Source organism: Pseudomonas sp. TWR1-1-4, from assembly GCF_049897165.1.
Lineage (GTDB): Bacteria > Pseudomonadota > Gammaproteobacteria > Pseudomonadales > Pseudomonadaceae > Aquipseudomonas > Aquipseudomonas canadensis.
This window is the reverse complement of the sequence record NZ_JAFCVS010000009.1, coordinates 76,372-101,701: the sequence shown is the minus strand read 5'-3', so window position 1 is coordinate 101,701 and position 25,330 is coordinate 76,372. Positions and strand designations below refer to the sequence as shown.

The window sequence follows — 25,330 nt, the reverse complement described above, 5'->3', positions numbered from 1 at the left end:
TGAAAGGACATCATGTCGCGGATAAGCGGGGCTCATCTGGGGATAGGCGGCGATGAGGCCAGTGGCCTCACCACAGGGTTTCAGTCGAACATGAACAGCGCATCATTGCTGAACTGCGCCTCGAACCGGTTCGCCGGCATCGGCCGCCCGAACAGGTAACCCTGCACCTCGTCACACCCATGCTCACGCAGGAAGTCCAACTGCTCATGGGTTTCCACACCCTCGGCGATTACCGCCAGGTTCAGGCTATGGGCCATGGCGATAATGGCGCGGGCGATCTGCGCGTCTTGCTCGCCTGATGGCAGGCCATCCACGAAGGTGCGGTCGATCTTCAATACATCGATGGGGAATTGCTTGAGGTAGTTGAGAGACGAATAGCCCGTGCCAAAGTCATCGACTGCAATGCTCAGGCCCAGGTTTTTCAGGCTGTCGAGGATCTGCATGGCCTCGTTGACTTCCCGCATCAGGATACTTTCGGTCAGCTCAAGCTCCAGGCATGCCGGCGGCAGCCCGGTGTCCTTGAGGATGGTGGCGATACGGGTGCCCAACTGGCCGTCGGAGAATTGCCGCGCCGAGATGTTCACCGAGACTTTCGGCACACGCACCTTGTTCTGGTGCCAGGTCTTGAGCTGTCGGCAGGCTTCGCTGATCACCCAGTCGCCCACGTCCACCACCAGGCCCAACTCTTCCAGCACCGGGATGAAGTCCCCCGGCGGCACCAGGCCACGACGCGGGTGACGCCAGCGCAGCAGGGCTTCGGCACCGGTCAGGCGTTTGCCGTCGCCGCTGAACTGCGGCTGGTAATAGAGCACGAATTCGTTCTGGTCCAGGGCGTGGCGCAGGTCGCTTTCCAGCTCCAGGCGTTCCAGGGCGCTGGCGTTCATGTCGGCCTGGTAGAACTGGAAGTTGTTCTTGCCGCGTTCCTTGGCGTGATACATCGCGGTGTCGGCGTTTTTCATCAACTGACTCAGCTCGTTGCCGTCCTGAGGGCTCAGGGCGATGCCGATACTGGCGGTGACAAAAAACTCGCGGCCTTCCAGCACGAACGGCTTCACCAGGCTGGCAAGGATCTGCTCGGCCACATGAATCGCACGGTTCAACGCCATTTCGCGGCTGATCCGCGGTTGCAGCAGCAGCGTGAACTCGTCGCCGCCCATGCGCGCCACGGTGTCGTCTTCGGCCACGCAACCCAGCAGGCGCGTGGCCATTTCCTTGAGCATGCGGTCGCCGGCGGCGTGGCCCAGGGAGTCGTTGATCGGTTTGAAGCGGTCGAGGTCGAGGAACATCAGCACCACCCACGACTTCTGCCGTTCTGCCGACTGCAACGCGGTATGCAGGCGGTCCTGGAACAGCGTGCGGTTGGGCAGGTGGGTCAGGGCGTCGTAGTAGGCCAGGCGGTGGATGCGCTGCTCGCTGGCCTTGCGCTCGCTGATGTCACTGAAGAAACACACGTAGCTGGCCAGGTCGCCTTCATCGTCGAACACGGCGGTAATGCCGACCCACGCCGGGTAATGCTCGCCGTTGCGCCGCTTGAGCCACACTTCGCCTTCCCAAGTGCTGTGCTGGTGCAACTGCTTGAGTACGTAGCGCAGGTGGGCTTCCTGCTGTTCGTCGACGGTGAGCATATTCGGCAACTGGTCGAGCACATCGCTGACCGCATAGCCGCTGACCCGGCTGAACGCCTCGTTGGCCTGCACGATATAACCGGCGGGGTCGGTGATCAGAATCGCCGAGGTGGAGTGCTCGAATACCGTGGCCGCCATGCGCAGGTCTTTTTCGGCGCGGCGTTGCTGGCTGATGTCGCGGCCCACGCCGAGGACGCCCTCGAAGGCGCCGTGTTCGTCCCATACCAACACCAGTCGCAGCTCGATCGGCACTTTGCGACCATCTGCGCGCAGGCAGTCGAACAGGAACAGTTGGGTCTGCACCTCGTCGCGCAGCGTGTTCAGTGCCTCGATGTTGCCCAGCGCGCGGCTGACTTGTTCCATTAGGCTGTAAATGCCGGTCAGCTGCTGCGGGTTGGCGATGATCGACTGCCAGCCATTTTTGAACACCCAGTCCACGTCATAACCGAGTACGGCATTGACCGAGGGGCTGACGTAGTTGAGGGCCAACTGGCTGTCGGTGGAGCAGATCACGTCGCTGATGCTTTCGGCCAGCATGCGGTAGCGCTGTTCGCTGTCACGCAGGGATTCGCTGGCCTCGATCTGGTCGGTGATGTCCTTGGCCACCCCAATGATGCGGGTGATCTGCGCCGTCTTGTCGCGGGCCAGGGCCTGCTCGCGGATGTCAAAGCGCCGCCATTGGTTGTTGCGGTGGCGGAAGCGCAATTGGCATTGCAATTGGGTGGCGTAGCCGATCTGGCGCTGCTGCTGGCGCAAATCGTGGTAATGCTCGGCGTCTTCGGGGTGCAGTAGGATTTCCCAGAAGTACTCGCCCATTTGCTGCAGTTCGGCCTTGTTGTAGCCGAGGGTGTGGCCCAGATGGTGATTGCTGAAAATCATGCGCTGGCTGATCACGTCCTGCACATACAGGTGGTCAGGCACGGTGCGTACCACGTCCGACCAGAAGCTTTCACGCTCCACCAGCGACAGCTCGATCAGCTTGCGGCTGGTGATATCGCTGATGCTGAGGATCACTGCCTTGAAGTCGTCCTGCTGCTCCGGCAAGCGCATCACCAGCCAAAGGTATTGCTCGTTGCCCGCCACGTCCTTGAGCTGGATTTCCAGTTCCAACTGGCTCTGCTGGGTCAGTACCGCCTCAAGAATCTGGTAGCCGATGGACGTGGCATTGCGCGGGGAGTCATCGATCAGACGCTCCCAGGCTTCTTCACAGGAACCCACGTTCAACAGGCGCACCGCCACCTGGTTGACTTCGGTGATGCGCAGCTCCTTGAGCAGTTGCTGGCGTTCGTCGGGGTTGTCCTGCAGCCAGGCGTGCAGTTGCTCGCGGGTCTCCAGTCGGGTCTTGTCAAAGAACGCATTCAGGCCCGACAAGTCGAGCACGCACAGGGCCACGCCGGTGCCTTCGAAAATGTCCTGGTAGCGCCGGCGGCCTTCATGCACCTGGCGCTGGCGGCGGCGCATGTTCAGCAGCACGATCACCGGGATCAGCGAGAACGCCAGGCCCAGCAGGCATTTGCCGATGAAGGCCGGCAGCAGTTGCTCCAGCACCGCAGTACGGTCGAACAGCCCGCGCAGTTGCCAGTCGCTTTTGCTTAGAGGGGTGACCAGTACGCTTTTATTCAGCTCGTCCGGGGTTAGCGCAGACGCCCATTGCGCCGGCATGCCGCTGTCTCGGCTGACAACCCGGTGGTTGATGCGATTCTCGATGACCCACAGCGGGCGCTGGCCCTGGCCGTCCTGGCGGGTGAGGTTGCTCAGGTAGTTGGGTGCCAGGCGCAGCGCCCAATACATCCGCGAGCCGCCGCTGGGCTGGTGCAGCAGCAGATAGATGAGGGTGCCGTCGTTGCTGTTGCTCAGATAATAGGACTGCGCGTGGCTGCGTTGCACCAGCTCTGCCAACCAGGCGGCGTCCTGGCTGTCGGTGGCGCTGTCACTGATTATCGCGCCGCTGGGGGCGAGCAGGGCGACGCTGCGCAGCTCGGGTAGCGAGCGTTGCAAGGTGCGCATCAGCGCCTGTTGCTGTTCGCTGTCACGCGGCGGCTCGACCATCGGCAGCAGGTTCAGGGCGATTTTCGCGCTGAGGGCCATGTTCAGGCTGATCTGTTCAGCCAGGTCGGCGCTGTAGTCGATGGTGTATTGCTGCTGGTTCTTCTGGTTTTGCTGCAACTGGTCGAGCAGTTGCCAGAACAATAACGCGAGCAACATGAGGACGAGCGTCGCCAATGCGCCTTTGAGGGTGCCGTGCAGGGGCGCTCCCGGCGCTATATGAGCGGCGCGCAGGGGAGTTGGCGGCGTGACTTTGGACAAGCTGTGATCCTGCGGTTTGGCTGGACTGGCGCGCGACGTGCACTATAAGCCGGACGCCCGGAGGGCGGCTAGCATGCCTTGACTTGTGGCAAAGTGCCAGCCCCGCCTGGCGGGCACTATAGGGCGCCGCCGGTGTGGATCAGGCTGTCCGCCAGCCGGGTCAGGATCGCCAGCGTGAACAGGCTGATAACCACAGAGGCCGTGCGGTTGATGGTGTGCGGCGTCAACCACGCGTACCCGCCTCGTTTGATGCGGGCCCCCAGCAGCACCCAGACGCAGCCCACCGGTATCACCACGGCGCTGAACTGTGCGACGAAATGCACGTACAAGGTCAAGTCGATAAATGTCTGCGTCGGGACGATAAACGACACGATCAGTAATCCCTTGGGGTTGATCAGCGTGAGCAAAAAGAAGTTCAGCGTGGAGACCCGTGCCTCGGCCTCGGTGTGGAGTGTTTCGTCGGGGTGGCGCCACAGCAGGTAGCAAGTCCTGATCAAATAGCAGACCGAAGCGAACTGCACGAGCTTCAGGCTCCAGGGCGCGTTGTCGCCGATATGGCTGAGCAAGTAGCCCCAGAACGAGATCTGCGTCAGGTAAGCCAGGCACTCCAGCAGGCTCAGCGGCCAGGCGCGCCGGAACCCCGCGAGTAATCCCGAGCGCAGCAGCAGCGTGTTGGTAGGCCCCGGCATTAATAGCAGTAGCCCGAGTGCGGATAGGACGCCAAGCATGAAGGGTGTCTCCTGGAACCCCTGAGGGTTTTGACCGGCTAATCTAACAGATAGGCTTCGATACGCTCGGTCACTTAGGTTAACCTTGAGGATTCGCAACACTATGTACAGCGCCATGACGCTACGTAGGCCTGTTCTTACTTTTATGAGGTCCACATTTTGGCTCAATACGTCTTCACCATGCATCGGCTGGGCAAAGTTGTCCCTCCGAAGCGGGAAATCCTGAAAAACATTTCGCTGTCCTTCTTCCCAGGCGCCAAGATCGGCGTACTCGGCCTCAACGGTTCGGGTAAATCCACCCTGTTGAAAATCATGGCCGGCGTCGACACCGAGTTCGAAGGCGAAGCCCGCCCGATGCCAGAACTGAACATTGGCTACCTGCCGCAAGAGCCGATCCTGGACCCGACCAAGACCGTGCGTGAAGTGGTTGAAGAAGCCGTCAGCGTGATCAAGAACGCCCAGGCGCGCCTGGACGAGGTCTACGCGGCCTACGCTGAAGAAGATGCCGACTTCGACAAACTGGCCGCCGAACAGGCCAAGCTCGAAGCCATCCTGCAAGCCGGCGACGGTCACAACCTGGAGCGCCAATTGGAAGTCGCCGCCGACGCACTGCGCCTGCCAGCGTGGGACGCCAAGGTCGAATTCCTGTCCGGTGGTGAAAAGCGTCGCGTGGCCCTGTGCCGCCTGCTGCTGTCGGCCCCTGACATGCTGCTGCTCGACGAACCGACCAACCACTTGGACGCCGATTCCGTCGCCTGGCTGGAACATTTCCTTCACGACTTCCCAGGCACCGTGGTCGCGATCACGCACGACCGGTACTTCCTGGACAACGTGGCCGGCTGGATCCTCGAGCTCGACCGTGGCGCGGGTATCCCTTACGAGGGTAACTACTCTGGTTGGCTGGAAGCCAAGTCCGACCGTCTGGCCGCCGAATCCAAGCAGCAATCGGCCCATGAAAAAGCCATGAAGGAAGAACTGGAGTGGGTGCGCAAAGGCGCCAAGGCCCGCCAGTCCAAATCCAAGGCACGTCTGCAACGCTTCGAAGAAATGCAATCCCAGGAATTCCAGAAACGTTCGGAAACCAACGAGATCTACATCCCGGCCGGTCCGCGCCTGGGTGACAAGGTCATCGAGTTCAAGAACGTTTCCAAAGGTTATGGCGACCGTGTGCTGATCGACAACCTGTCGTTCTCTATGCCAAAAGGCGCGATCGTCGGCGTAATTGGTGGTAACGGTGCGGGTAAGTCCACGCTGTTCCGTATGCTGATGGGCAAGGAAACCCCAGATTCCGGCACCATCGAAGTCGGCGAAACCGTGCAGCTGGCCTGTGTGGACCAGAGCCGTGAAGACCTGGATGGCAGCAAGACCGTGTTCCAGCAGATTTCCGACGGTTCCGACCAGATCCGCATCGGCAACTATGAAATCCCGTCGCGTACTTATGTCGGCCGTTTCAACTTCAAGGGTGGCGACCAACAGAAGTTCGTCAAGGACCTGTCCGGTGGTGAGCGCGGTCGCTTGCACCTGGCCCTGACCCTGAAAGAGGGCGGCAACGTCCTGCTGCTCGACGAACCGTCCAACGACCTCGACGTTGAAACCCTGCGTTCCCTGGAAGAAGCCCTGCTGGACTTCCCGGGCGCTGCCATTGTGATCTCTCACGATCGCTGGTTCCTTGACCGCGTCGCGACCCACATCCTGGCGTACGAAGACGACTCCCAGGCGGTGTTCTTCGAAGGTAACTACACCGAGTACGAAGCGGACCGTAAAAAACGCTTGGGCGACGCTGCTGCCCAGCCGCACCGTGTGCGTCACAAAAAACTGGCCTGATTCGGGTTGGTGGTTTGAAAGAGCGGAGCCTTCGGGCTCCGTTTTTTTTGCCTGGAATTTGATGGTGCGTGCGGTTTGATTTGAATCCCTGAAAGGGTGCATAAAAGCCGCTAAAACTGGATACAGTTATATAAAACGCACCATTTAAATTCACAAAGGCGACATTTTGCCCTGTCGCAGTGCGGAATGAATTGATAAAGTCCGGCTCAATCTCCGTTAACAACTAAAAATTTGCCGAGACTTTCCATGATCGAATCCGTCGAATCCTTCCTTGCCCGCCTCAAGAAACGCGACCCGGACCAGCCGGAATTCCACCAGGCCGTAGAAGAAGTCCTACGTAGTCTGTGGCCGTTTCTGGAAGCCAATCCTCACTACCTGACATCGGGCATCCTGGAGCGCATCTGCGAGCCAGAACGCGCGATTACCTTCCGGGTGTCGTGGGTGGATGATCACGGCAAGGTCCAGGTCAATCGCGGTTTCCGTATCCAGATGAACAGCGCCATCGGCCCCTACAAAGGCGGCTTGCGCTTCCATCCATCGGTGAACCTGGGCGTGTTGAAGTTCCTCGCCTTCGAGCAGACCTTCAAGAATTCCCTGACCTCGCTGCCCATGGGCGGCGGCAAAGGCGGCTCGGACTTCGACCCCAAGGGCAAGAGCGACGCTGAAGTCATGCGCTTCTGCCAGGCCTTCATGAGCGAGTTGTATCGCCACATCGGCGCGGACGTGGACGTGCCGGCCGGCGATATCGGCGTGGGCGCCCGTGAGATCGGCTTCCTGTTCGGTCAATACAAGCGCCTGAGCAACCAGTTCACCTCCGTGCTGACCGGCAAGGGCATGACCTACGGCGGCAGCCTGATCCGCCCGGAAGCCACGGGGTTCGGCTGTGTGTACTTCGCTGAAGAGATGCTCAAGCGCAACAACCAGCGGGTTGAGGGCAAGCGCGTGGCGGTGTCCGGCTCCGGCAACGTGGCGCAATACGCGGCGCGCAAGGTCATGGACCTGGGGGGCAAGGTGATTTCCCTGTCCGACTCCGAAGGCACCCTGTATGCCGAAAGCGGTTTGACCGAAGAGCAATGGTCGGCCCTGCTGGAGCTGAAAAACGTCCAGCGCGGCCGCATCAGCGAACTGGCCGAGCGTTTCGGCCTGGAATTCCGCAAAGGCCAGGCGCCATGGGAACTGGCTTGCGACATTGCCTTGCCCTGCGCGACCCAGAACGAACTCGATGCCGACGCCGCCCGCGCTTTGCTGCGCAATGGCTGCATCTGCGTGGCCGAAGGCGCCAACATGCCGACCACGCTCGAGGCTGTGGATATCTTTATCGAGGCGGGCACCCTGTTCGCGCCGGGTAAAGCTTCTAACGCTGGCGGCGTGGCCGTGAGCGGCCTGGAAATGTCGCAGAACGCCATGCGCCTGCTGTGGACCGCCGGTGAAGTGGACAGCAAGCTGCACAACATCATGCAGTCGATCCACCATGCCTGCGTGCATTACGGCGAAGAAAACGGCCGGATCAACTACGTGAAAGGCGCGAACATTGCCGGCTTCGTCAAAGTCGCCGACGCGATGCTGGCCCAAGGCATCGTCTAAACCTCGGGCTCAATCCGCAGCACTTCGATCAACTGATCGCCGACGGGGCGCTGCCACAGCACTTCGTCGCCGACCTGGGCGCCCAGTAAGGCGCGGCCCAGAGGCGAACCCCAGTTGATCAGGCCTGCGCTCGCATCGGCCTGGTCTTCACCGACCAACTGGATGCGTTGCTGTTCGTCCTGTTCATTGGCGAAAGTCACCCAGCTGCCGATCTGCACCTTGTCGGTGGAGGTGGCCGGAGCGACCACTTGGGCGCTTTGCACCCGCTGGTTGAAGTAGCGCAAATCCCGCTCAAGGTCGGCCTGGCGCTGTTTATCGCCCTTGGCGGATTCGAGGCTGTAAGCCTGCTGCAACTGCGCAACCTTGGCCTGCAATTGCGCCAAACCTTGCGCAGTCAGGCGATTGGGCTGCTCACTGACCTGACGCTCCACCGGCTGATCAGCCTGGGCGGCAGCGTTGTCCTCGTTTACAAAAGCTCGACTCATGACGTTCTCCCTCTTTGGAGTTGGGCCATGCTCGCCGCGCTTTAGTTTCGCTGGATGTCTGGAAACGACCTATTGCGAACGATAGGCCCTGGCGGCGTCGCGGTTTTTCTCCTGTTGCCAGGCGCGCTCGCGGTCATCCCAGTGGTTGTCCTTGTAGTCACGCAACTCTTCGTTCTCACGCATGGCCTTGCACTGGCGGAAACCGTCTTCCCAGCCTTCAGCGTATTCGCGGTCTTTCAGATAACGCGGCACATTCTTGCGAAACTCACCGCTGATAACGCCAGCCGCCTGGCGACCGCTGCTGCAACCATCGTCAAAACCGTCGGCAAAGGCCGGTGGGTAACCTTTGGCCAGCAAATCTTCATGGGTCGATTGGCAGCCGGCCAACCACATCACTGCACACAGCAATACCGCAGACCGCCACATGGCGTACTCCCTGGCCGTTTCACGGCTGATAGGAGAAGTTTAGATAGGGATTTGTTGGAGTGGTGTGAAAGAGAGGTGAGGAAGGTGTTGGGTTAAAGGGCCGTCACCGTAACGTCCGGTGAAACGAAATATTGCTTCTGTGGCGAGCGGGCTTGCCCCGCGTTGGGCTGCGCAGCAGCCCCAAAAAAGAGCAGCGCGGTATGCCTGGCACTCCTCAGTCGACTGTTTGGGGGCTGCTGCGCAGCCCAACGCGGGACAAGCCCGCTCGTTACAAGGTGATCTCGGCCAGGCTTGGGTCAGTAGTGATACCACTTTACCTCAAGCATCACTTCATTCACCGGCGTCGACAAGTGGCTGTACTCACGCTGAGCGCTCAGGCGTAATCCGAGGTTGCGCGACAATTCCCACTGCTGGTTCAGGCTGATACTGCGACGCACCTCGCCATTGGTGAAGAAATCACCCTTGGCTTCCAGGCTCAGATTGCCCAGCGGGTTTTTCCACAGCACGCCAGTGTTGAAGCCTGCCGCTGGGGAGATGGCTTCGTTGAAGTCGTTGTTGTGTTCCACGCGCACGGTGCCGAGGGCGAAGCCGAGCATGTCGTCGCGCAGTTGCCAGGTGCCGCCAGCGCCGCCGTTGACGTGGGCGACCAGGGTTTCGTCGTCGTGCTTGCCCGGTACCCGCTCCAGGCCGCCAGTGACTTGCCATGACCACGGCTGCAGCAGGGCGTTGCGCGGGGTCAGGGAGCGGATGGTGGCCAGGTCCAGCTGCTGCAGTTGCCAGTGGTTGCCTTCGTACTGGCGCAGTTTCATCTGCAGGATTTCGATCTGCGCACCCAAGGGGAAGCCTTCGGCGTTGTCGTTGAGGTCGTGGTAGGCCATGCGCAGGCCGTATTCACCGAAGGCCTTGTCGCCACGGGTGCCGATGCCGGCTTGCCAGGTGCGTGATTCATGGCCGTTTTCCGGCAGGCCGGGCGGGGTGATCTTGAGGTCGGGCGCCGGGTTCTGGTTGATCGCGCGCAATAGTTCGAAGCTGCGCTGGGAGCGTTCGGTGTCGCGTTCCAGGCCGTTGGCGCGGTAGCGGCCGAGGCGGTAGGCGGCGTCGATGATCAGGGCCTGGCGATCGCGGGGCAGGGCCTTGAAGGCTGGCTCTTGCAATTGCTTCTGGTCGTCGCTGACCTTTAGTACCCATTGCTGCTCGTCGCTGTCCAGCGGCTTGGCGCGCTCCAGCAGCTCACGTTCACGGGAGGGCCGGTAGTCGATTTTCTCCACCAGGCCGGCATCTTTCACGGCCTTGACCGTGTCGGTCGGGATGGCCGTGAGCGGGAACTGTTCGGTCAGGCGCAGGCCGGGACGCGCCACTTGCAGCAATTCCAGCAGGCGATAGGAGCAGTTTTCGTCAAAGAAGAAGTAATCGAACTGGATCTGTTTGAGCTCCCACACGTGCTCGACCATGCGCTCGGTCTCGACTTGCGTGAGGTTGAGGCGATATTCCCACAGGTCGCGGTTCTCAAGGCTGCGGTACTCCGACAGCTTTTCCTGATAAGGCACCAGGGCGAACAGGCCGGGATAACCGCCCATCAGGCCTTTCCAGGCGTAGAGGATGCTGTTGTCGGAGCCTTCGATGTAGGCGCCGAAGTTGATCGCGTAGCTGAGCAGGGCGGTGTTGTTGCTCTGCACGTCGGCCTGGTCGATGCGCAGCAACGTGTGGCCGAACATCGACGACGGGCTGTTGAGGTAGGCCGCCGGGAAGATCATCACCGCGCTATGGGGGGCGACGTCCTTGAACCATTGCTTGAATTCTGTGCAGTCCACGGCAGGCAGGTCAGTGAGGTGCAACTGATCCTTGAGCCAGCGGGTCCGTGCGGGGTAAACGCATTGGGCGTGTTTTTCACCCAGGCTGGCCGGTGCGTAGAGCGCATCAACGGTGGCCTTGAGCTCGGCGTCCGGGTGGTGGGCGCCATCGGCCGCGAGGAAGAACTGTTTGTCGCTGACGTAACTGCGCCAGCCACTGATCTTGCCGGCTTCGTAATGGCCCAGGGAAAGCCAGAACGGATCATTCGCCAATTGCTGCAAACGTTGATCATCAAGGTGCGGGGCCGCATACAGCGGGGCGCAGGCGAAGAGTGCCATCCAGGCAAAGCGTTTGAGCATAGGGGCAACTTAAGTCGGATATAAAAGAGACCCAAAGGGGAGGCGGGTCCAAAATAAAACCCGCGCCTTAAGCAGGCGCGGGCGGATCGAGCTTAAGCCTGGGTTGCGTATTTCGCCAGACGGGCATCGCTTTTCAGTACCGCAATGGTGTTGTTGTGCACGTCGTCAGCGGTCACGTCAGCTTTGCTGAAGATCTGCTGGAAGTGCTCGTGGGTCACGGCCGCGAAGTGCTCGCGATCTTCCGGTGCCACGCCCAGTACCACGGCGTAGGTGGTCAGCGCTTCGCCGTTGCCCTTGGCCATGTCTTCGGACAGCTCGTTCATCATGCCATTCATGGCAATCCAGGACTTGCCGCCGTAGGTCAGGGCGCTGTTGGTGTTACAGCCGTTGGTGCCCGAGGTCATGCCGAACGTGGCGTTACCCGAAGTACCGTTGGTGGTGGAAGCCAGGAAGTGAGCTGGCGTGCCGCGCTGGCCTTCGAACAACATGTTGCCCCAACCGCAGTTCGGGCCACCTGGTGCTTCTGCCATTGCATTGAGGGAGACGACGGTGAAGAGAGTACCGAGAAGGATCCGTTTCATAGCTTTGTTCTCTTTGTGTGCAAACCAATGGACAAGGGTTCAGGCGCGTCGCAGCGCCCTAGGGGCCAGTTATTAGTCCAACCCGCGCAGTTTGGAGTTTAGGCACGTTCCAAGGGTTCCGTGCATTTTTATAAAACAATCCGCGATGTCGCGATATTTCTGCAGCTCATCTCCCACGTCTATGCTTTCCCGAAAGCGCGCCTTGCCAGAGCGCGTGACCGGGAGCCAGAATGCCGTCATCTGCCCCGCCTGATGTAAGGAAGCCCGATGCCTGATCCTGTTGCTGCCAGCTTGCGTCTAGCGCCCGAAGCGCTGACTCGCCCTTTCTCCGCTGAACAGTTCAGCTTCTCGACCACCAATGATTTGGAGCCCTTTCGCGGTGTGCTTGGCCAGGAACGTGCGGTTGAAGCCTTGCAGTTCGGTGTGGCCATGCCACGCCCCGGTTACAACGTGTTTGTCATGGGTGAGCCCGGTACCGGCCGCTTTTCGTTCGTCAAACGCTACCTGAAAGCCGAAGGCAAGCGCCTGCAGACCCCGGCGGATTGGGTCTATGTGAATAATTTCGATGAGCCTCGCGAGCCTCGTGCCCTGGAATTGCCCGGCGGCGCTGCGGCGGCGTTCATCAACGACATCAACGGTTTGGTCGACAACCTCGTCGCCACCTTTCCGGCGGTCTTCGAACACCCGACCTATCAACAGCGTAAAAGCGCCATCGACCGCGCCTTCAACCAGCGCTACGACAAGGCCCTGGACGTGATCGAACGCCTGGCCCTGGAAAAGGACGTGGCGCTGTACCGCGACAGTAGCAACATCGCTTTTACCCCGATGCTCGACGGCAAGGCGCTCGACGAGGCCGAGTTCTCGCAGTTGCCGGAAGCCGATCGCGAGCGTTTCCACACGGACATTTCCGAGCTGGAAGAGCGCCTCAACGAAGAACTGGCCAGCCTGCCGCAGTGGAAGCGTGAGTCAAATAACCAACTGCGCCAGTTCAACGAAGAAACCATCACCCTGGCCCTGCAGCCTTTGCTTGCACCGCTGTCGGAAAAGTACGCGGAAAACGCCGCCGTCTGCGGTTACCTGCAAGCCATGCAGGTCTATCTGCTCAAGACCGTGGTCGAGCAATTGGTCGACGACGCCAAGACCGACGCCCAGGCGCGCAAGCTGCTGGAAGAACAATATTGCCCAAGCCTGGTGGTAGGGCATCCGGTCAACGGCGGCGCCCCGGTGGTGTTTGAACCGCACCCGACCTACGACAACCTGTTCGGCCGCATCGAATACAGCACCGACCAGGGCGCGCTCTACACCACTTATCGCCAGTTGCGTCCGGGCGCGCTGCACCGTGCCAACGGCGGCTTCCTGATCCTGGAAGCCGAAAAAATGCTCGGCGAGCCGTTTGTGTGGGACGCGCTCAAGCGTTCCCTGCAGTCGCGCAAACTGAAGATGGAGTCACCGCTGGGCGAGCTGGGCCGCCTGGCCACCGTGACCCTCAACCCGCAGATGATTCCGTTGCAGGTCAAAGTGATCATCATCGGTTCGCGTCAGCTGTACTACGCATTGCAGGACGCCGATCCGGATTTCCAGGAGATGTTCCGCGTACTGGTGGACTTCGACGAAGACATCCCGATGGTCGACGAAAGTCTGGAGCAGTTTGCGCAGTTGCTCAAAACCCGTACCTCGGAAGAAGGCATGGCGCCGCTGACCTCGGATGCGGTGGCGCGGTTGGCCACTTACAGTGCGCGGTTGGCCGAGCATCAGGGCCGTTTGTCGGCGCGTATTGGCGACTTGTTCCAGTTAGTCAGCGAGGCAGACTTCATTCGCCACTTGGCGGGCGACGAGATGACCGATGCCGGCCATATCGAGCGCGCCCTCAAGGCCAAGGCCACGCGCACCGGGCGCGTGTCGGCGCGGATTCTCGACGACATGCTCGCCGGGGTCATCCTCATCGACACCGCCGGTGCCGCGGTGGGCAAGTGCAATGGGCTGACCGTGCTGGAAGTCGGTGACTCGGCCTTCGGCGTGCCGGCGCGGATTTCCGCCACGGTGTATCCGGGTGGCAGCGGCATTGTCGACATCGAGCGTGAGGTCAACCTTGGCCAGCCGATTCACTCCAAGGGTGTGATGATCCTCACGGGTTACCTGGGCAGCCGGTATGCCCAGGAATTCCCGCTGGCGATCTCGGCGAGCATCGCGCTGGAGCAATCCTATGGTTATGTGGACGGCGACAGTGCGTCCTTGGGCGAGGCGTGCACCTTGATCTCGGCCTTGTCGAAAACGCCGCTCAAGCAGTGCTTTGCCATCACCGGCTCGATCAACCAGTTTGGTGAAGTGCAGGCGGTGGGTGGGGTCAACGAGAAGATCGAAGGTTTCTTCCGCCTGTGTGAAGCGCGCGGTTTGACCGGTGAACAGGGCGCGATCATTCCCCAGGCCAACGTCGCTACGCTGATGCTGGATGAGAAGGTGCTGCAGGCCGTGCGCGCCGGGCAGTTCCACATCTATGCCGTGCGCCAGGCCGACGAGGCGCTGAGCCTGCTGGTGGGCGAGGATGCCGGTGAGCCGGATGCCGAGGGGCAGTTCCCGGAAGGCACGGTGAACGCGCGCGTGGTAGAGCGGTTGCGCGCGATTGCCGAGATGATCAGCGAGGAAGACCTCAAGGAAGCGGAGAAGGAGTTGGCACAGCAGGCGCTGGCCGAAGCCAAGCCCACCTGATGGCTGAGTGAGTTGTCGTGACTGGTGGGCTGTGGTGGTGAGCACGCTTGTTGTGGTGAGCGGGCTTGCCCCGCGCTGGGCTGCGAAGCAGCCCCAAAACCAGACAATTCAATCTCACTGGCACACCGCACCGGTCCCACTGGGGCCGCTTCGCAGCCCAGCGCGGGGCAATCCCGCTCACCACATTACGGGCAAAACCGTCACAAAATTGGCGCAGCTGTAGGGCCAACGGCCGTCTGTCCCTACAACCTTGGTTTGTCGTGGTTTTCTTCTATTCTGTGCTCAAGGGATATCCACAGGAGTCGCTGGATAGAAACAGCCTCGCCACAGGCGCAGGTTGAACACCGATCTACCGAGGGTCGCCGCCATGCCGCGCAACCTTTGCCTTACCCGCCAGTGCTTCGGCCTGGTCACCCGTATCGAATGTTCCATTCGCCCTCTCGCGGGGGATAACGGGATGTGGACGTTGTTGTTTGCCGCCGGAATGACCGGTGAACAACCTTCCACCATTAAGTCCCAAGGCCCGTTCCCCGGGCCCTTCGCGGCGGAAAATATTCTGGAATCCATTGTGGACAGCCTGACCCAGCACGGCTACGAGAAGGCGGGTGACCCGCAGATCTGGTGCCTGCACATGCAGGCCCATCTGCGACAGCTCAACGGTGCCACCCACCACTGACCGCTACTTGCTCTCGGGCTTGTCCAGCTTGACCTCGAAGCCATATTGCACGGTGCTCAGGTCGGTGCGCTGGTAGCTTTCCAGGGTGGTCGGCTGGCCGTAGAAGTAATGCACGTCAAACATCGCTGTGCCGTATTCCTCGGCGCGGTGGCTGACGCCGAGGATTTCCTTGAGGTAGTTGCCGCTGGCGTCCTTGGCGTAGAAACGCCAGCTGTCAGCGGGAAAGGCCTTCTGGTCGACGATCAGCGCGTTGTCTTTGAGTTCGAGCCCTTTGGGTAGCTTGCTCGCGTCAATCTCGTTTTTATCGATGGTCGCCAGGAACAGCGGAATCGAGCCCACTACAAAGGCCGGATTTTCCGGGAACAGGTTGAGGTCATAGGTCAGGGTGCCGCGTGCCGGGTTCAGCTCAAAGGCCTCGGTCGGCAGCTCGATCGGCTCGCCGCGCTCGCCTTTTTCGTCGGCGGTGAAGAAGGTCACCGGTGATTCACTGCTGTTGCGCTCGCTGCCCACCAGGTCGTCATTGAAGGTGAATGGGTGGTCAAACACGATGTGCGCCGCGCTGGCGTCTTCGACCGACTGGCTGATGGTGACGCTGTTTTTCAGCTGGTCCTCGGTCATGCTCGCGTCTTTGAGCCAGTTGGCAGCGCTGTCGTCATACACGGTGACTGGCATTGGCAGGGGCTGCACGGTTTTCTGCAGGCTGTTCTTGTCGAAGCGCAGCACCGGCAGGTCGAGGTCTTTGCGGGTGCGTGTGGCGGTGGAAAAATCCAGCACGTTGACTTGCAGGTTGTCGATCACGCCATTGAAGTACACCTTGGCGTAATGGCTGCTCTGCTTGCGTTCGAAGGCTTTCTGCTCATCGGTCAGCTGTTTTTCGAACGCCTCCGACCAAGCCTTCTGCTTTTGCATTTCGGCCAGTTGTTTCTCGTAGAACGTGACTTGGGCGTTGCTTTCGTTGATCGAGCCCGAGCGTGTGAGGAACTGCCCGGTGCTGTCCCGCGCCTGCACCAGCAGAGGGTTAGGCGATTCGTCGCCGACTTCCGATGCCAGTGGCTGGCTGTTGGTCAGCTCGATCTCGGCGTAGTTTTTTTCCAGCAAGACCAGGTTGAGGGTGATGTTGCCTTCGGTGCGCTTGTGGCCCACGTCCTTTTTCGACAGATCAAAGGTCAGCACCTTGCCCGGCGCCACCACTTCAACTGTGCCCTTGAGGCTGACAGGCTGTGGCTGGCTCTTGTTTTCCGTCTCGATCCCCTCGATGAACGGGTAGGTCACCGTCAGGTCATCGGGGTTGGTCAGGTTGGAACTGCTGGGGCTCAGTTGGATGCCCGGATCGGTTTCCGACCATTCCGGCTGGAAGGGGATCACCTTGTTGTTGCTCAGGGTCACCGATTGCCATTCCAGCCCATGGGGGAAGGGGAATTGGTCGGGGACGTTGAAGTTAAAGGGGAAGACCGGCTGTAAATCCGTCAGGTAGTCGGAATGGGAGGTCTTGCGCAGCACGAACAGGCCATTGATGTAAGTGTCCACCAGCGCCTGGGGCGTGGGGTAGTGCTTGAGCAGGGCCAGGGTGTCGTCGCCGTATTCGGTTTCGATGGGCTTGGTGGCGAGCTTGACCCGCGCCCGCTCCAGCAACAGCAGCGACCCCCCCAGGTCAGCGACGGCGTCGCGCAGCTTGGGGTCCTGGATGCTGTCGAGGGATTGTTCGAACTTGGCGGTTTTCTCTTCGAGGGTGGTTTGCTTCTGCTCGTCGCTGGGGGAGCAGCCGCCAGCCAGCAGCAATGCCGCGCACAGGCCGATACTGGCCAAAGGGGATCGCACATCCATCATCTGAGTTTTTCCTGTCCGACGTCATCGAGCGGAGTTGTAATTGGGCTCGACACTAGCAGAAAAATTCTCTTACAGATGCCGCACAGGTCAGTTTTCTCGCGGTTACAGCTGTCTTGTGGCGGCTGGTATACTCGCCGCCATTTCTAGCCTAGCTGTGTGAGATCCAATGGAACGCTTTATCGAAAATGCTATGTACGCCTCGCGCTGGCTGCTGGCGCCTATTTATTTCGGCTTGTCCCTGGGGTTGCTGGCGCTGGCGCTGAAATTCTTCCAGGAAGTGATTCACCTGCTGCCGAGCGTGTTCTCGATGGCCGAGTCCGAGCTGATCCTGGTGCTGCTGTCGTTGATCGACATGGCACTGGTCGGTGGCTTGCTGGTGATGGTGATGATTTCCGGCTACGAGAACTTTGTCTCGCAGCTGGATATCGATGAAAACAAGGAAAAGCTCAACTGGCTGGGCACCATGGATTCTTCGTCGCTGAAGATGAAAGTGGCGGCCTCCATCGTGGCGATTTCCTCCATCCACTTGCTGCGCATCTTCATGGACGCCAAGAACGTCGATCCGCAGCACTTGATGTGGTACGTGATCATCCACATGACGTTTGTGATCTCGGCATTTGCCATGGGTTACCTGGACAAGGTCACCAAGCACTGATGCCCTGCGCTGGCCTTACTGCTCCACGAAGTAGTAAGGCTGGCGATTGATCGACATTTGCTTGATCACCTTCACCGGGGTCGCCAGGTCATCGGTATGGTCCAGCAGCGCAACGTTGCCGGGCTTGGCGCCGAGGTAACTGTGCAACTCGGCCTCGGTTTGCAGAATCGGTAAATAGGCCTGCAGGTAAAACACGCTGGCCCCGGCGATGCGCTCGTTGGGCCGGTACAGCACCACCTCCCTGCCTTCATCTTTCAACGTCTGAACCTGGCTGATCACCGGTACGAACGACTGGCGCACATCCGCTTTGGGGGCGAACCAGAAGGCGGCGATCAGGTAGCACCCCACGGCCAGGGTGAACACGCTGCCCACTACCGTTCTGTGATGCTTGTGCAGCGCGGGTTTGTGGGTTTTCAGCCAGTCCAGCAGCACCCGCGCATATTCCGCTGCCAGGACGGCGGCGGCTGGCGCGAGTGCCATCAGGTAAACGGTGCGTTTGCTCGACGCCAGGGTCAGCAGGGTGAACTGTGCTACCAGCCAGACGCTGAAGAACAGGTGGTAGCGGTTGCGCACCAGGCTTTTGCGGAAGTGCCAAAGGCCCAGGTACACCAGGATATTCCAAGGCAGGAACGCTTCGGGCAGCTTGGCGATGTAGTAGTAGAACGGCTCGTAATGCCCGGCCTCGACAAACGAGCCGCTGAATCGGCCGACGCTGTTGGTCAGCAACACTTCGGCCACCGCCTGCATGCCGCCGCGTTGGAACAGGAACCCCAGCCAGATCATCAGCGGCACCAGCGCCAGCAAGGTAAACAGCGCTGGCTTGAGCCAGTTGCCAATCTGCAGGCGTTTGTCCATCAGGCTGGTGCTGGCCAGGTACGCGAAAATCACAATGCCCGGCATGGCCAGGCCCAGCACGCCTTTGCTGAGGGTGGCGATCACCATCCCAGCGGTAAACAGTGCCCATGCGCCTGTGCTGGAACCTTGGCGGTCGGGCCGTACGGCTTGGTAGAACGCCAGCAACGCGGTGGTCACGCCGAGGGTGAGCAGCGAATCCTCACCGACACCGCGCACATTGCTCCAGTAGCTAGCCATGGTCGCCAGAATCAACGCGGCGCTGAACGCCAGCGTCTGCGGTCGTCCGAACCGGCGCAGCATCGTGTAAAGCAGCATCACGCTGAACAACCCGGCAAACGCCGAGGCCAGGCGCACCGCCCAAGTGGTGGCGCCGAACAGGCGAATCGCCCCGGCGTCTATCCACAGGCTCAGGGGCGGTTTTTCCAGGAAGGGCTCGCGAAACAACTGGGGCACTACCCAGTTATTGTCCAGGTGCATGGCCATGGCGATCCCGGCGACACGGGCTTCGGTGGAGCCTTGCAGCTCATGGTTGCCCAAGGCAAAGAAGAACAACAGACCAGCAAGCAAGAGCAGTAGGGGAGCAGGGCGCGTCATGGAGTGTGGCTACCAGGGCAGGAGGACCGTCCGGGGGAACGGTCATTGCAATGGGCTAGTATCCGTGGGCGTTTCTGAATATTTCGTGAACGAGTGTTGGTTTTTTGTAAGGTCGGTCAGGGAGCCATCAAGCTAGGCAGTGCGGCTTGACCTTGCGGGCTCAGCACGGGCTGCAGTTGCTCCCAAGTGAAGCTCAGCTCGTTATCGCAGCCATCGCCCTGAGCGGGTGTCGACAGTTGCAGCCCTCGGGTGTTGAAGCTCAAGTCGAACGAGGAATAGCTGGTCACGGCTGGGCATCCTTCGTCCGTGGTGGTCTGCTTGGCCAACCAGGTGCTGAAAGCGGCCGGCAGTTTGACCTGGCCCGAATAGGGCGTATCCCATTCCTCATGGCCGCCCAACCACGTCCAAGGGTCGACTTTTTCACCGGTTTGCAGGTTCCAACTGTGCAGGCCCCAACTGATTCCGCCGCGCCCGTACCCCGCCGACCAGCGATAGAAACGCACGGTGATCCACTGTGATGACCAGTAGAACGGTTCCACCGTGATCTCGCTGGTCGTGGTGCTGCCGCCCTGGTCCAGTGAGTTGCGCCGCTCTCTATAAAAATCGGTCTGGCCATCCGGATTGATGGCCATGCGTGCGAGATCCCGGTTGATCTTATCGATGGCTTCCCCGTCGCCCTCGAGTTTCAGGATGACCTGCCCGCCTTGGGTCTTCACCTGATAGGCGTGTTCGGCGAAGGTCTTCTTCTCGACCTTCACCGCAGGCGGCGTCGCCTCCAGCGGGTTGTTGTAGGTGTCGCTGGCGCAACTGTCCGAGTCCGCACGTTTGAGCGTCAGCACCAGGCTTTTGCCGCCCAAGGCTTTGCTCCAGGTGCCGGTCAACGTATCGCCCTGCGGGTCGTCCAACTGCCAGAAACCGGTTTGGCCTTCTTCCACCCAGGGCTCGCTGGCGTTGGCTTGGGTCAGTTGAATGGGCGAAGAATCCGTTGGTAGTAATAACTGCCATTGGCGCCGTGGGCACCGTTGAAACAGACGGTGATCGCGGATTTGCCCAAGGTGCCTGTCCAGACACCGGCCAGATCGGCGGCGGTTGCGAGCAGAGGGGCGCAGGCGAGGGCGAGAGCGGCGAGTGGCTTGAACACGGGTATCGGACTTCCGGATGTCTGATAGAGGAGAGCAGGGTAATCGCAAGTGTGGCGGGATTCCAGACGCACAACAAAAGGCCGAGTCGCTGAACGCGTCTCGGCCTTTTTGTTACTGGAATGTTTGTGTGTCTTGGGTGAGGACCAGCACGCGCTCGACCAGCAGTTCGCCCAGCACGACCAGTTGCTGGGTGGCCAGCAGCTTGTGACGGTGTGCGCCCTCGAGTTCGAAAGCCAGGTCGGTGGTCATGGCGTTGAGGGAGGCGAGGGTTTCGCTGGCTTGGATTAGCAGGGTTTCGGGGGTGATGTCTGGGGCGAGGGTGAAGAGGGTTGCGGAGGGGGGATTGGGGGTGATCTTTTTCATGGCTGAAACTCCTTGATTGATGGAGTCGCCAGACATCGCTGCTAAACGAAAAGGGTGGCGACTGTACGCGGGTTAGCAGACCAGGAATCAAGGAACCCGGCGCACCCGAAAGTGCCTCACGCACAGCCGCCATAATGCGATCCAGCGGATGCTAACAGCATCGCTAGAACGGATGGTGGCTTTGCAGGCCTTGATAGTAAACGAGCTGCTAAACCCGGTCGCTGATTTTGCAGCGACTGGGGGAGGCTATCTTTGTGGGAGGTGTTGCACCAATTCACCGATGGCGCGATATCTTGAGGGAAAATTCTGAAGCTTCATTCTGTGGGGGGGTAAATCCCAGAAACAACGAAGCCCGTACTGGGCAGGTTCTGTTGATGCTTCGCCGGGGGGATTTGAACCCACGTCCGACGTTTCTATTACAAGGTTTGCAGCACTAAAGCTGTCATTTTGCTGTCATTTAATTTTAAGCTGCCCGCAACGGCCGTTCGCCATCGCTGCGTGCTGATGTGGTTAATCATCCGACCTACGGCCTATAAAGTAGAGTCGCCTACGTATAGAATGCTCGGCCTTCTCGCGGAGTGTCATACGGATATGCTATACACTGAAGGGCTATTGATAGAAGCCGCAACGCTTCAAGCTAAGGCGAACAAGAAACGCATCGCTAAAGCTTTTACAAATCCTGCCGTTTATATACCTGAGAAGATGCCTGTCTCGGTCTTCATGGCGGGATGCGCAGGAGCTGGGAAAACAGAGGCTGCGATAGAGCTCATAGCTGAGCTTGACGCCTCGGGAAAATCAAAAATTATGCGTATCGACCCTGACGACTTCCGTTCTGAGTTTGAAGGATATACGGGAAATAATTCTTGGATGTTTCAGTACCCGGTTTCGATTCTGGTTGACAAGATTCACGATATGGCATTAGAACAGAGTCAGTCGTTCATTTTGGATGGCACGCTCTGCAACCTTGCCAAGGCTGAGAAAAATATCTCTCGCTCGCTCAAGCGGCACAGAGATTGCGTCGTGATTTTCGTTTATCAGAAACCTGAGCTGGCCTGGCGCTTCGTAGCCGCGAGGGAGAAAATTGAAGGTCGACGCATACCTCCGGAAATTTTTGTTGAGCAGTTTTTCACCACGAAAGAGGTGGTCAATTCTCTCAAGAAGAAATTTGGTAAAGATATTCGTGTCGATCTTCTAGTCAAGAACACTGATGCGTCGCCGAAGTCATATGAGGTGGACGTTTCCAAAATCGAAGATCATCTGCACGATGGATATGATCGTGAGGGTCTGCTGAAGCACATCAAGTCCGGGGTTTTGCTATGAAAAAAGCGCAATCAACACGTTCTACACCATTTTCTGATTTTTTTCGTAACGCCCCTGCTGATCAGAAGCAGCGCGTTTACCAATCAGTTCTGAAGCGATCGACAGATCGTCAGTTGGAAGTATTAGCCGCTGCTCGAGCGGGTTAATTCTGATAAAAAGCCGCGTTCTGCGGCTTTTTTGTGTCAAAATTTCTACTTACGAGCCGTGTTTTCCAAGCGAATGTCAAAAAGCGCAGTGGCCTTCTGCCCTGCAATATCATCAGCAGAAGGCATCCAACGTCCGTACACCGTGGCAATCATTGTCCAATCGGTATGCCCCATCTGTTTCGCCACCCACATCGGATGCTCACCGGCGGATAGCATCATCGAGGCGTAGGTATGCCGGGTCTGATAAGGGCGTCGATATCTGACGCCAGCCTTCTTCGTCGCCGGCACCCACATAGTCTTCCGGATCGGCCCGTCGCCGGCCCAGCGCTCCAAAGTGCGAGGGTTCTGAAACACTTCTCCGTCCGCCAGGAACGTGTGTGCCTTTTGCGCTTTCAACGCATCCAGTGCGGGCCGGAGCAGCTTCACGCTTCTGCGCCCCGCGGCGGTTTTTGTGGTCTCCGCTTTGCCTTTGCCAGCCTGGGTCATCGCGCGACTCACCATGACCTCCTCGCGGAGCCAGTCGATATCGCCCCAGTCCAGGGCCACGAGCTCACTGGTGCGAAGACCGGTCCAGAGGGCGAACTGCATCATGTTGCGGGCCTGGCCGGAGAGGGTGCCGAGAACGGCCTGCTGCTCCTCGGGGCTGAAGGGGTCGACGTCATCCTCTTTCGGCGGCGCTGCCTTGCGTGAGTAGGTCCAACCCGCCAGCGGGTTCAGTTCGATCAACTCCTCCTCGGCGGCGTCGTTCAGCGCGGAGCGCAGGCAGCTTTGGATATTGCTGAGCGTCTTGTTGCTCACCTCTAGGGTGTCGAGCCAGTCGCGCACGGTCTTCCGCCTAAGGTCCACCAGCATCGTGTCGCCCAGGGCCGGGATTAGGCGCAGTGTGACCAGCTTCCTGTAACCGTCGAAGGTGCTGCTGGCGACGTGTTTTTCCTTCGCTGCCAGCCACCTGGTGAGGAATCCATTAATGGTCTCTCGTGATGCCTCGGGTGCGAACTTTGCCGCTCTGGCCGATCCGGGAAAGGTCACCGAGTAATCGAAGGTGCCTACCCGCGCCGCAATGGTGCTCTCCGACTTGCTCCAGCGGGCTGACAAAAGAGCGGGAGAGCTGGCGGCGGCTTATGATCGAGCCCGAATACCCGGGAAAGCGTGCGAGGCCGCTTACACATCGCTCAAAAGGTAAGACTTATTATTGAATCTATCGAGAAGTATCTGCAGCTCTATTGCTCAAAGGTTTTGCAGGACTCATTTGTTGCAGGTAAGTAAGTCGCGGCTTTGTCTGCCACCGTGAATCCATGCAAAAAGCTAATAGCAATCTTTCCAGATCCTAGATCTGTCAAAACAATATTTCTCGCGATTCGGTCGTCGTTGTTATTGCTGTCTTTCCTGATGAAGTATGTATTTTTTCCATTGATTGCGCAGACGATTCCGAAGTCGCGATCTGCTGAATATGGTACCGGTGTTGATTTGGGAGGCTCAGCCATAACTGCGCAACTGAAGAGAGAAAGGGTAGTCAGAATCGCGTTGCTTTTCTTCATCTTGGACACTCCTGTGATCAAAAAAACAGGATATCTCTTGCAGTGGCTATGCGCCAGCGTTGGCGTAAACGCATTTTGGTTGGATTTTTGGTGCTGCTATTTGACCAGGCATTCCTTGAGTAACTGCCAGGACGGTTAGCAATGCAGTGGCGACCAAGGAATGATCGCGCTGCGAGCGTGCTAGGCCTACGTGAGAGCTATTTCTCATTGACCAACATTCAGGTAGAGAAAATTATGACGACCTCGATCCCTTTAGGAGAAAAGGAATAGGCTCCAGAAGTTAGGATTGGTGGTGATTTGGCAGGCCGTGATGATCCTACGAAACCAGGATGGCGGGGGTGAGGTTATTTTGCTATCACTACCATTCCATCAAAAACATATGGATATGCCAATGTCTGTCAAATTCTTCACTAGCAACCCAGCAGGACTGCTCGCAGATTTCAAAAAAAGGATCAATCAGAAGGAGGCTGAAGGCTCTATCACCACTTGGGAGATAATTGCTTCTGGGGCATTCACTCACAAAGGAAAGCAGTATTCCAGGGACGCTTTTTTTCGTGCGGAGGCAAAGCCCGATCAAGGGCTGCTGTTGTTTAAAATGATTCGCCCAGAAGGGAAGAACATTACGTCAAGAGCCTACGCCTACTACCACGGTCATTTGATTGAAACCTTTCTCAACCATTTTGACTCGCAGTTTAGCAGTGCCGCGGCAAGCGCTTACCCGGCAGACGGCGATATTGTTTCAGCGCCAAAGACCTAGTGCGGCGGATTCTGCCATAAGCCGCGCCACGTTTTCTGCAATCAAAAAACGTGGCACGCAACACTCAAAAAGCTGTCTAAAACTATGTCGACCTATCCCGGTTCCATTGGTCGAAACAGGCGCTATCTCTCTTACCAGTTTTAGACAGTGAATCGCTGCAAGCCGCGCAGTACGTCGCCTACGCACTTCTCCAGCCCATACTGCTGCAGTATGGAGGGGGGCATCTAAGACGAGCCTGCTAAGCTGACAAAGGCCTTTAGGGGTTTATCTGATGGAGCAGCATGGTAATCCCACCTGCAACTGGTCCGACCAAATAAGCCGCGCTCTGAACAATCTGTACCGAATCGTTCAGCTTTGAAATTATGTCAAAAACTTTTGTAGTGAATTCTTTCGTCTGCGCTTCTGATGAAGCGGCTTGAATCTCGTCGCGATACCGAAACAGTGATCCAGCGGTTCTGTCTATCTCGTCTACTAGGCCGTTGGCTCCAGATATCTTATAGGCCATTAAGGCATGTCGAAGCGCTTCAAGATTTTTAACGAATATTTTCTTAAGATCTAGTGGCAAATCCGAAGATAGGCACTGTTGCAAAAGCTCATTCAACTGATTAATAAAGTCGTGTATCAGCTCTCCGCTAAGAGAGTTTTTGCCGTAAAACTGCGTAAGCATGTGATCACCGAACTCAAGGCCGGTCATCGTCTTGTCATCAAGATGGGCTCTTGAGGGTTGCCATGTGTTGTCAAGATGTACCCGGCTCAACATAGCTTCGATCCTTGGAAAAGGCGCCATGAAGATCGTCAAATCCCCCGGCACAAATCTTTGAGTCGCCTCCTTGGCCTCTGCCAACAATTTGATCAGGTCGGCGAGAGATCCCAAAATCGCCCCCGTATCAGACGGCTCACAATCGAATGCTGCGGCCCAAACTTTTCGTGCGGATAGCGCGTCTGGCTGGGCGCGGACATTTACGAGAATGTCAAGGAGCCTGCCTGTGGGGTTAATTTTAACTTCCATTTGTCCTTCGACCTCCTGCGTTCACGTTCCAT

At 58.8% G+C, this 25,330-nt stretch carries 18 protein-coding genes and 3 pseudogenes; 8 read left to right on the top strand and 13 right to left on the bottom strand.

All coding sequences use genetic code 11. The features are described from left to right. Nucleotides 1–80: 80 nt before the first annotated feature. Both ACP7C6_RS27145 and ACP7C6_RS27140 read right to left on the bottom strand, forming a co-directional pair. Nucleotides 81–3,932, bottom strand: a complete 3,852-nt coding sequence (locus tag ACP7C6_RS27145) for a bifunctional diguanylate cyclase/phosphodiesterase (RefSeq protein WP_068937627.1) — start codon at nucleotides 3,930–3,932, stop codon at nucleotides 81–83. 116 nt (nucleotides 3,933–4,048) lie between these two features. Next, nucleotides 4,049–4,660, bottom strand: coding sequence for a LysE family translocator (locus ACP7C6_RS27140; protein WP_426109489.1), 612 nt, complete (start codon nucleotides 4,658–4,660; stop codon nucleotides 4,049–4,051). Nucleotides 4,661–4,819: 159 nt separating this feature from the next. Between ACP7C6_RS27140 and ettA the strand changes: the two genes are divergently transcribed. Both ettA and gdhA read left to right on the top strand, forming a co-directional pair. Continuing rightward, entirely contained in the window at nucleotides 4,820–6,484 is a 1,665-nt protein-coding gene (ettA, locus tag ACP7C6_RS27135; protein WP_028618004.1) for an energy-dependent translational throttle protein EttA, read from the top strand. A 246-nt stretch (nucleotides 6,485–6,730) separates the two neighbouring features. Then, nucleotides 6,731–8,068 carry an NADP-specific glutamate dehydrogenase gene (gene gdhA / locus ACP7C6_RS27130; protein ID WP_122728048.1) on the top strand — a complete coding sequence of 446 codons (1,338 nt, stop codon included), beginning with the start codon at nucleotides 6,731–6,733 and terminating at the stop codon, nucleotides 8,066–8,068. On the opposite strand, the gene ACP7C6_RS27125 is transcribed toward gdhA, so the two are convergent. The 4 genes from ACP7C6_RS27125 to ACP7C6_RS27110 form a co-directional block, all read right to left on the bottom strand. Then, a complete protein-coding gene (locus ACP7C6_RS27125) occupies nucleotides 8,065–8,553 on the bottom strand; it encodes a GreA/GreB family elongation factor (protein WP_028618002.1) in 489 nt (162 codons plus the stop codon). The two genes, gdhA and ACP7C6_RS27125, sit on opposite strands and share 4 nt — an antisense overlap. A gap of 69 nt (nucleotides 8,554–8,622) precedes the next feature. Further along, nucleotides 8,623–8,979 carry a hypothetical protein gene (locus ACP7C6_RS27120; RefSeq protein WP_028618001.1) on the bottom strand — a complete coding sequence of 119 codons (357 nt, stop codon included), beginning with the start codon at nucleotides 8,977–8,979 and terminating at the stop codon, nucleotides 8,623–8,625. Between the two features lie 296 nt (nucleotides 8,980–9,275). After that, nucleotides 9,276–11,129: a DUF4105 domain-containing protein gene (locus tag ACP7C6_RS27115; RefSeq protein ID WP_236319482.1), complete on the bottom strand. Its 1,854-nt coding sequence runs from the start codon at nucleotides 11,127–11,129 to the stop codon at nucleotides 9,276–9,278. A 92-nt stretch (nucleotides 11,130–11,221) separates the two neighbouring features. Next, a complete protein-coding gene (locus ACP7C6_RS27110) occupies nucleotides 11,222–11,710 on the bottom strand; it encodes a DUF3015 domain-containing protein (protein WP_016976782.1) in 489 nt (162 codons plus the stop codon). 267 nt (nucleotides 11,711–11,977) lie between these two features. On the opposite strand from ACP7C6_RS27110, the gene ACP7C6_RS27105 reads away from it, so the two are divergent. Together ACP7C6_RS27105 and ACP7C6_RS27100 are read left to right on the top strand one after the other, a co-directional pair. Then, entirely contained in the window at nucleotides 11,978–14,416 is a 2,439-nt protein-coding gene (locus ACP7C6_RS27105) for a Lon protease family protein (RefSeq protein ID WP_028617999.1), read from the top strand. 367 nt (nucleotides 14,417–14,783) lie between these two features. Next, complete coding sequence (locus tag ACP7C6_RS27100) at nucleotides 14,784–15,092, top strand: hypothetical protein (RefSeq protein WP_028617998.1); 309 nt, start codon at nucleotides 14,784–14,786, stop codon at nucleotides 15,090–15,092. A 3-nt stretch (nucleotides 15,093–15,095) separates the two neighbouring features. On the opposite strand, the gene ACP7C6_RS27095 is transcribed toward ACP7C6_RS27100, so the two are convergent. Further along, on the bottom strand, nucleotides 15,096–16,919 hold the full coding sequence (locus ACP7C6_RS27095; protein WP_426109488.1) for a hypothetical protein: 1,824 nt from the start codon (nucleotides 16,917–16,919) through the stop codon (nucleotides 15,096–15,098). Nucleotides 16,920–17,085: 166 nt separating this feature from the next. Here ACP7C6_RS27095 and ACP7C6_RS27090 point away from each other — a divergent pair, with 166 nt between their 5' ends. Next, complete coding sequence (locus tag ACP7C6_RS27090; protein ID WP_017253710.1) at nucleotides 17,086–17,574, top strand: TIGR00645 family protein; 489 nt, start codon at nucleotides 17,086–17,088, stop codon at nucleotides 17,572–17,574. A gap of 15 nt (nucleotides 17,575–17,589) precedes the next feature. On the opposite strand, the gene ACP7C6_RS27085 is transcribed toward ACP7C6_RS27090, so the two are convergent. The 3 genes and pseudogenes from ACP7C6_RS27085 to ACP7C6_RS27075 all read right to left on the bottom strand — a co-directional run bounded on the left by ACP7C6_RS27085 (nucleotide 17,590) and on the right by ACP7C6_RS27075 (nucleotide 20,528). Continuing rightward, on the bottom strand, nucleotides 17,590–19,023 hold the full coding sequence (locus ACP7C6_RS27085; RefSeq protein WP_426109487.1) for an ArnT family glycosyltransferase: 1,434 nt from the start codon (nucleotides 19,021–19,023) through the stop codon (nucleotides 17,590–17,592). A gap of 116 nt (nucleotides 19,024–19,139) precedes the next feature. Then, nucleotides 19,140–20,164 (bottom strand): annotated as a pseudogene (locus ACP7C6_RS27080) (hypothetical protein). Between the two features lie 112 nt (nucleotides 20,165–20,276). After that, nucleotides 20,277–20,528 carry a DUF6124 family protein gene (locus ACP7C6_RS27075; protein WP_122683631.1) on the bottom strand — a complete coding sequence of 84 codons (252 nt, stop codon included), beginning with the start codon at nucleotides 20,526–20,528 and terminating at the stop codon, nucleotides 20,277–20,279. A 591-nt stretch (nucleotides 20,529–21,119) separates the two neighbouring features. Here ACP7C6_RS27075 and ACP7C6_RS27070 point away from each other — a divergent pair. Next, nucleotides 21,120–21,848 (top strand): zeta toxin family protein, encoded by a 729-nt coding sequence (locus ACP7C6_RS27070; RefSeq protein WP_426109486.1) that lies wholly within the window; start codon nucleotides 21,120–21,122, stop codon nucleotides 21,846–21,848. A 191-nt stretch (nucleotides 21,849–22,039) separates the two neighbouring features. Here ACP7C6_RS27070 and ACP7C6_RS27065 read toward each other — a convergent pair. Beyond that, nucleotides 22,040–23,047 (bottom strand): annotated as a pseudogene (locus ACP7C6_RS27065) (site-specific integrase); the annotation flags it as partial. Here ACP7C6_RS27065 and ACP7C6_RS27060 point away from each other — a divergent pair. Further along, nucleotides 23,043–23,177, top strand: a pseudogene (locus ACP7C6_RS27060) (DUF2514 family protein); the annotation flags it as partial. The pseudogenes ACP7C6_RS27065 and ACP7C6_RS27060 overlap by 5 nt on opposite strands. A gap of 37 nt (nucleotides 23,178–23,214) precedes the next feature. Here ACP7C6_RS27060 and ACP7C6_RS27055 read toward each other — a convergent pair. After that, nucleotides 23,215–23,532, bottom strand: coding sequence for a hypothetical protein (locus tag ACP7C6_RS27055; RefSeq protein WP_177003953.1), 318 nt, complete (start codon nucleotides 23,530–23,532; stop codon nucleotides 23,215–23,217). Between the two features lie 391 nt (nucleotides 23,533–23,923). Here ACP7C6_RS27055 and ACP7C6_RS27050 point away from each other — a divergent pair, with 391 nt between their 5' ends. Further along, nucleotides 23,924–24,289, top strand: a complete 366-nt coding sequence (locus tag ACP7C6_RS27050) for a hypothetical protein (RefSeq protein ID WP_426109485.1) — start codon at nucleotides 23,924–23,926, stop codon at nucleotides 24,287–24,289. A 256-nt stretch (nucleotides 24,290–24,545) separates the two neighbouring features. Here ACP7C6_RS27050 and ACP7C6_RS27045 read toward each other — a convergent pair whose 3' ends face one another. Then, the gene (locus ACP7C6_RS27045) at nucleotides 24,546–25,298 is read right to left on the bottom strand and encodes a hypothetical protein (protein WP_426109483.1); all 753 of its coding nucleotides are present in this window, start codon (nucleotides 25,296–25,298) and stop codon (nucleotides 24,546–24,548) included. Nucleotides 25,299–25,330: the final 32 nt, after the last annotated feature.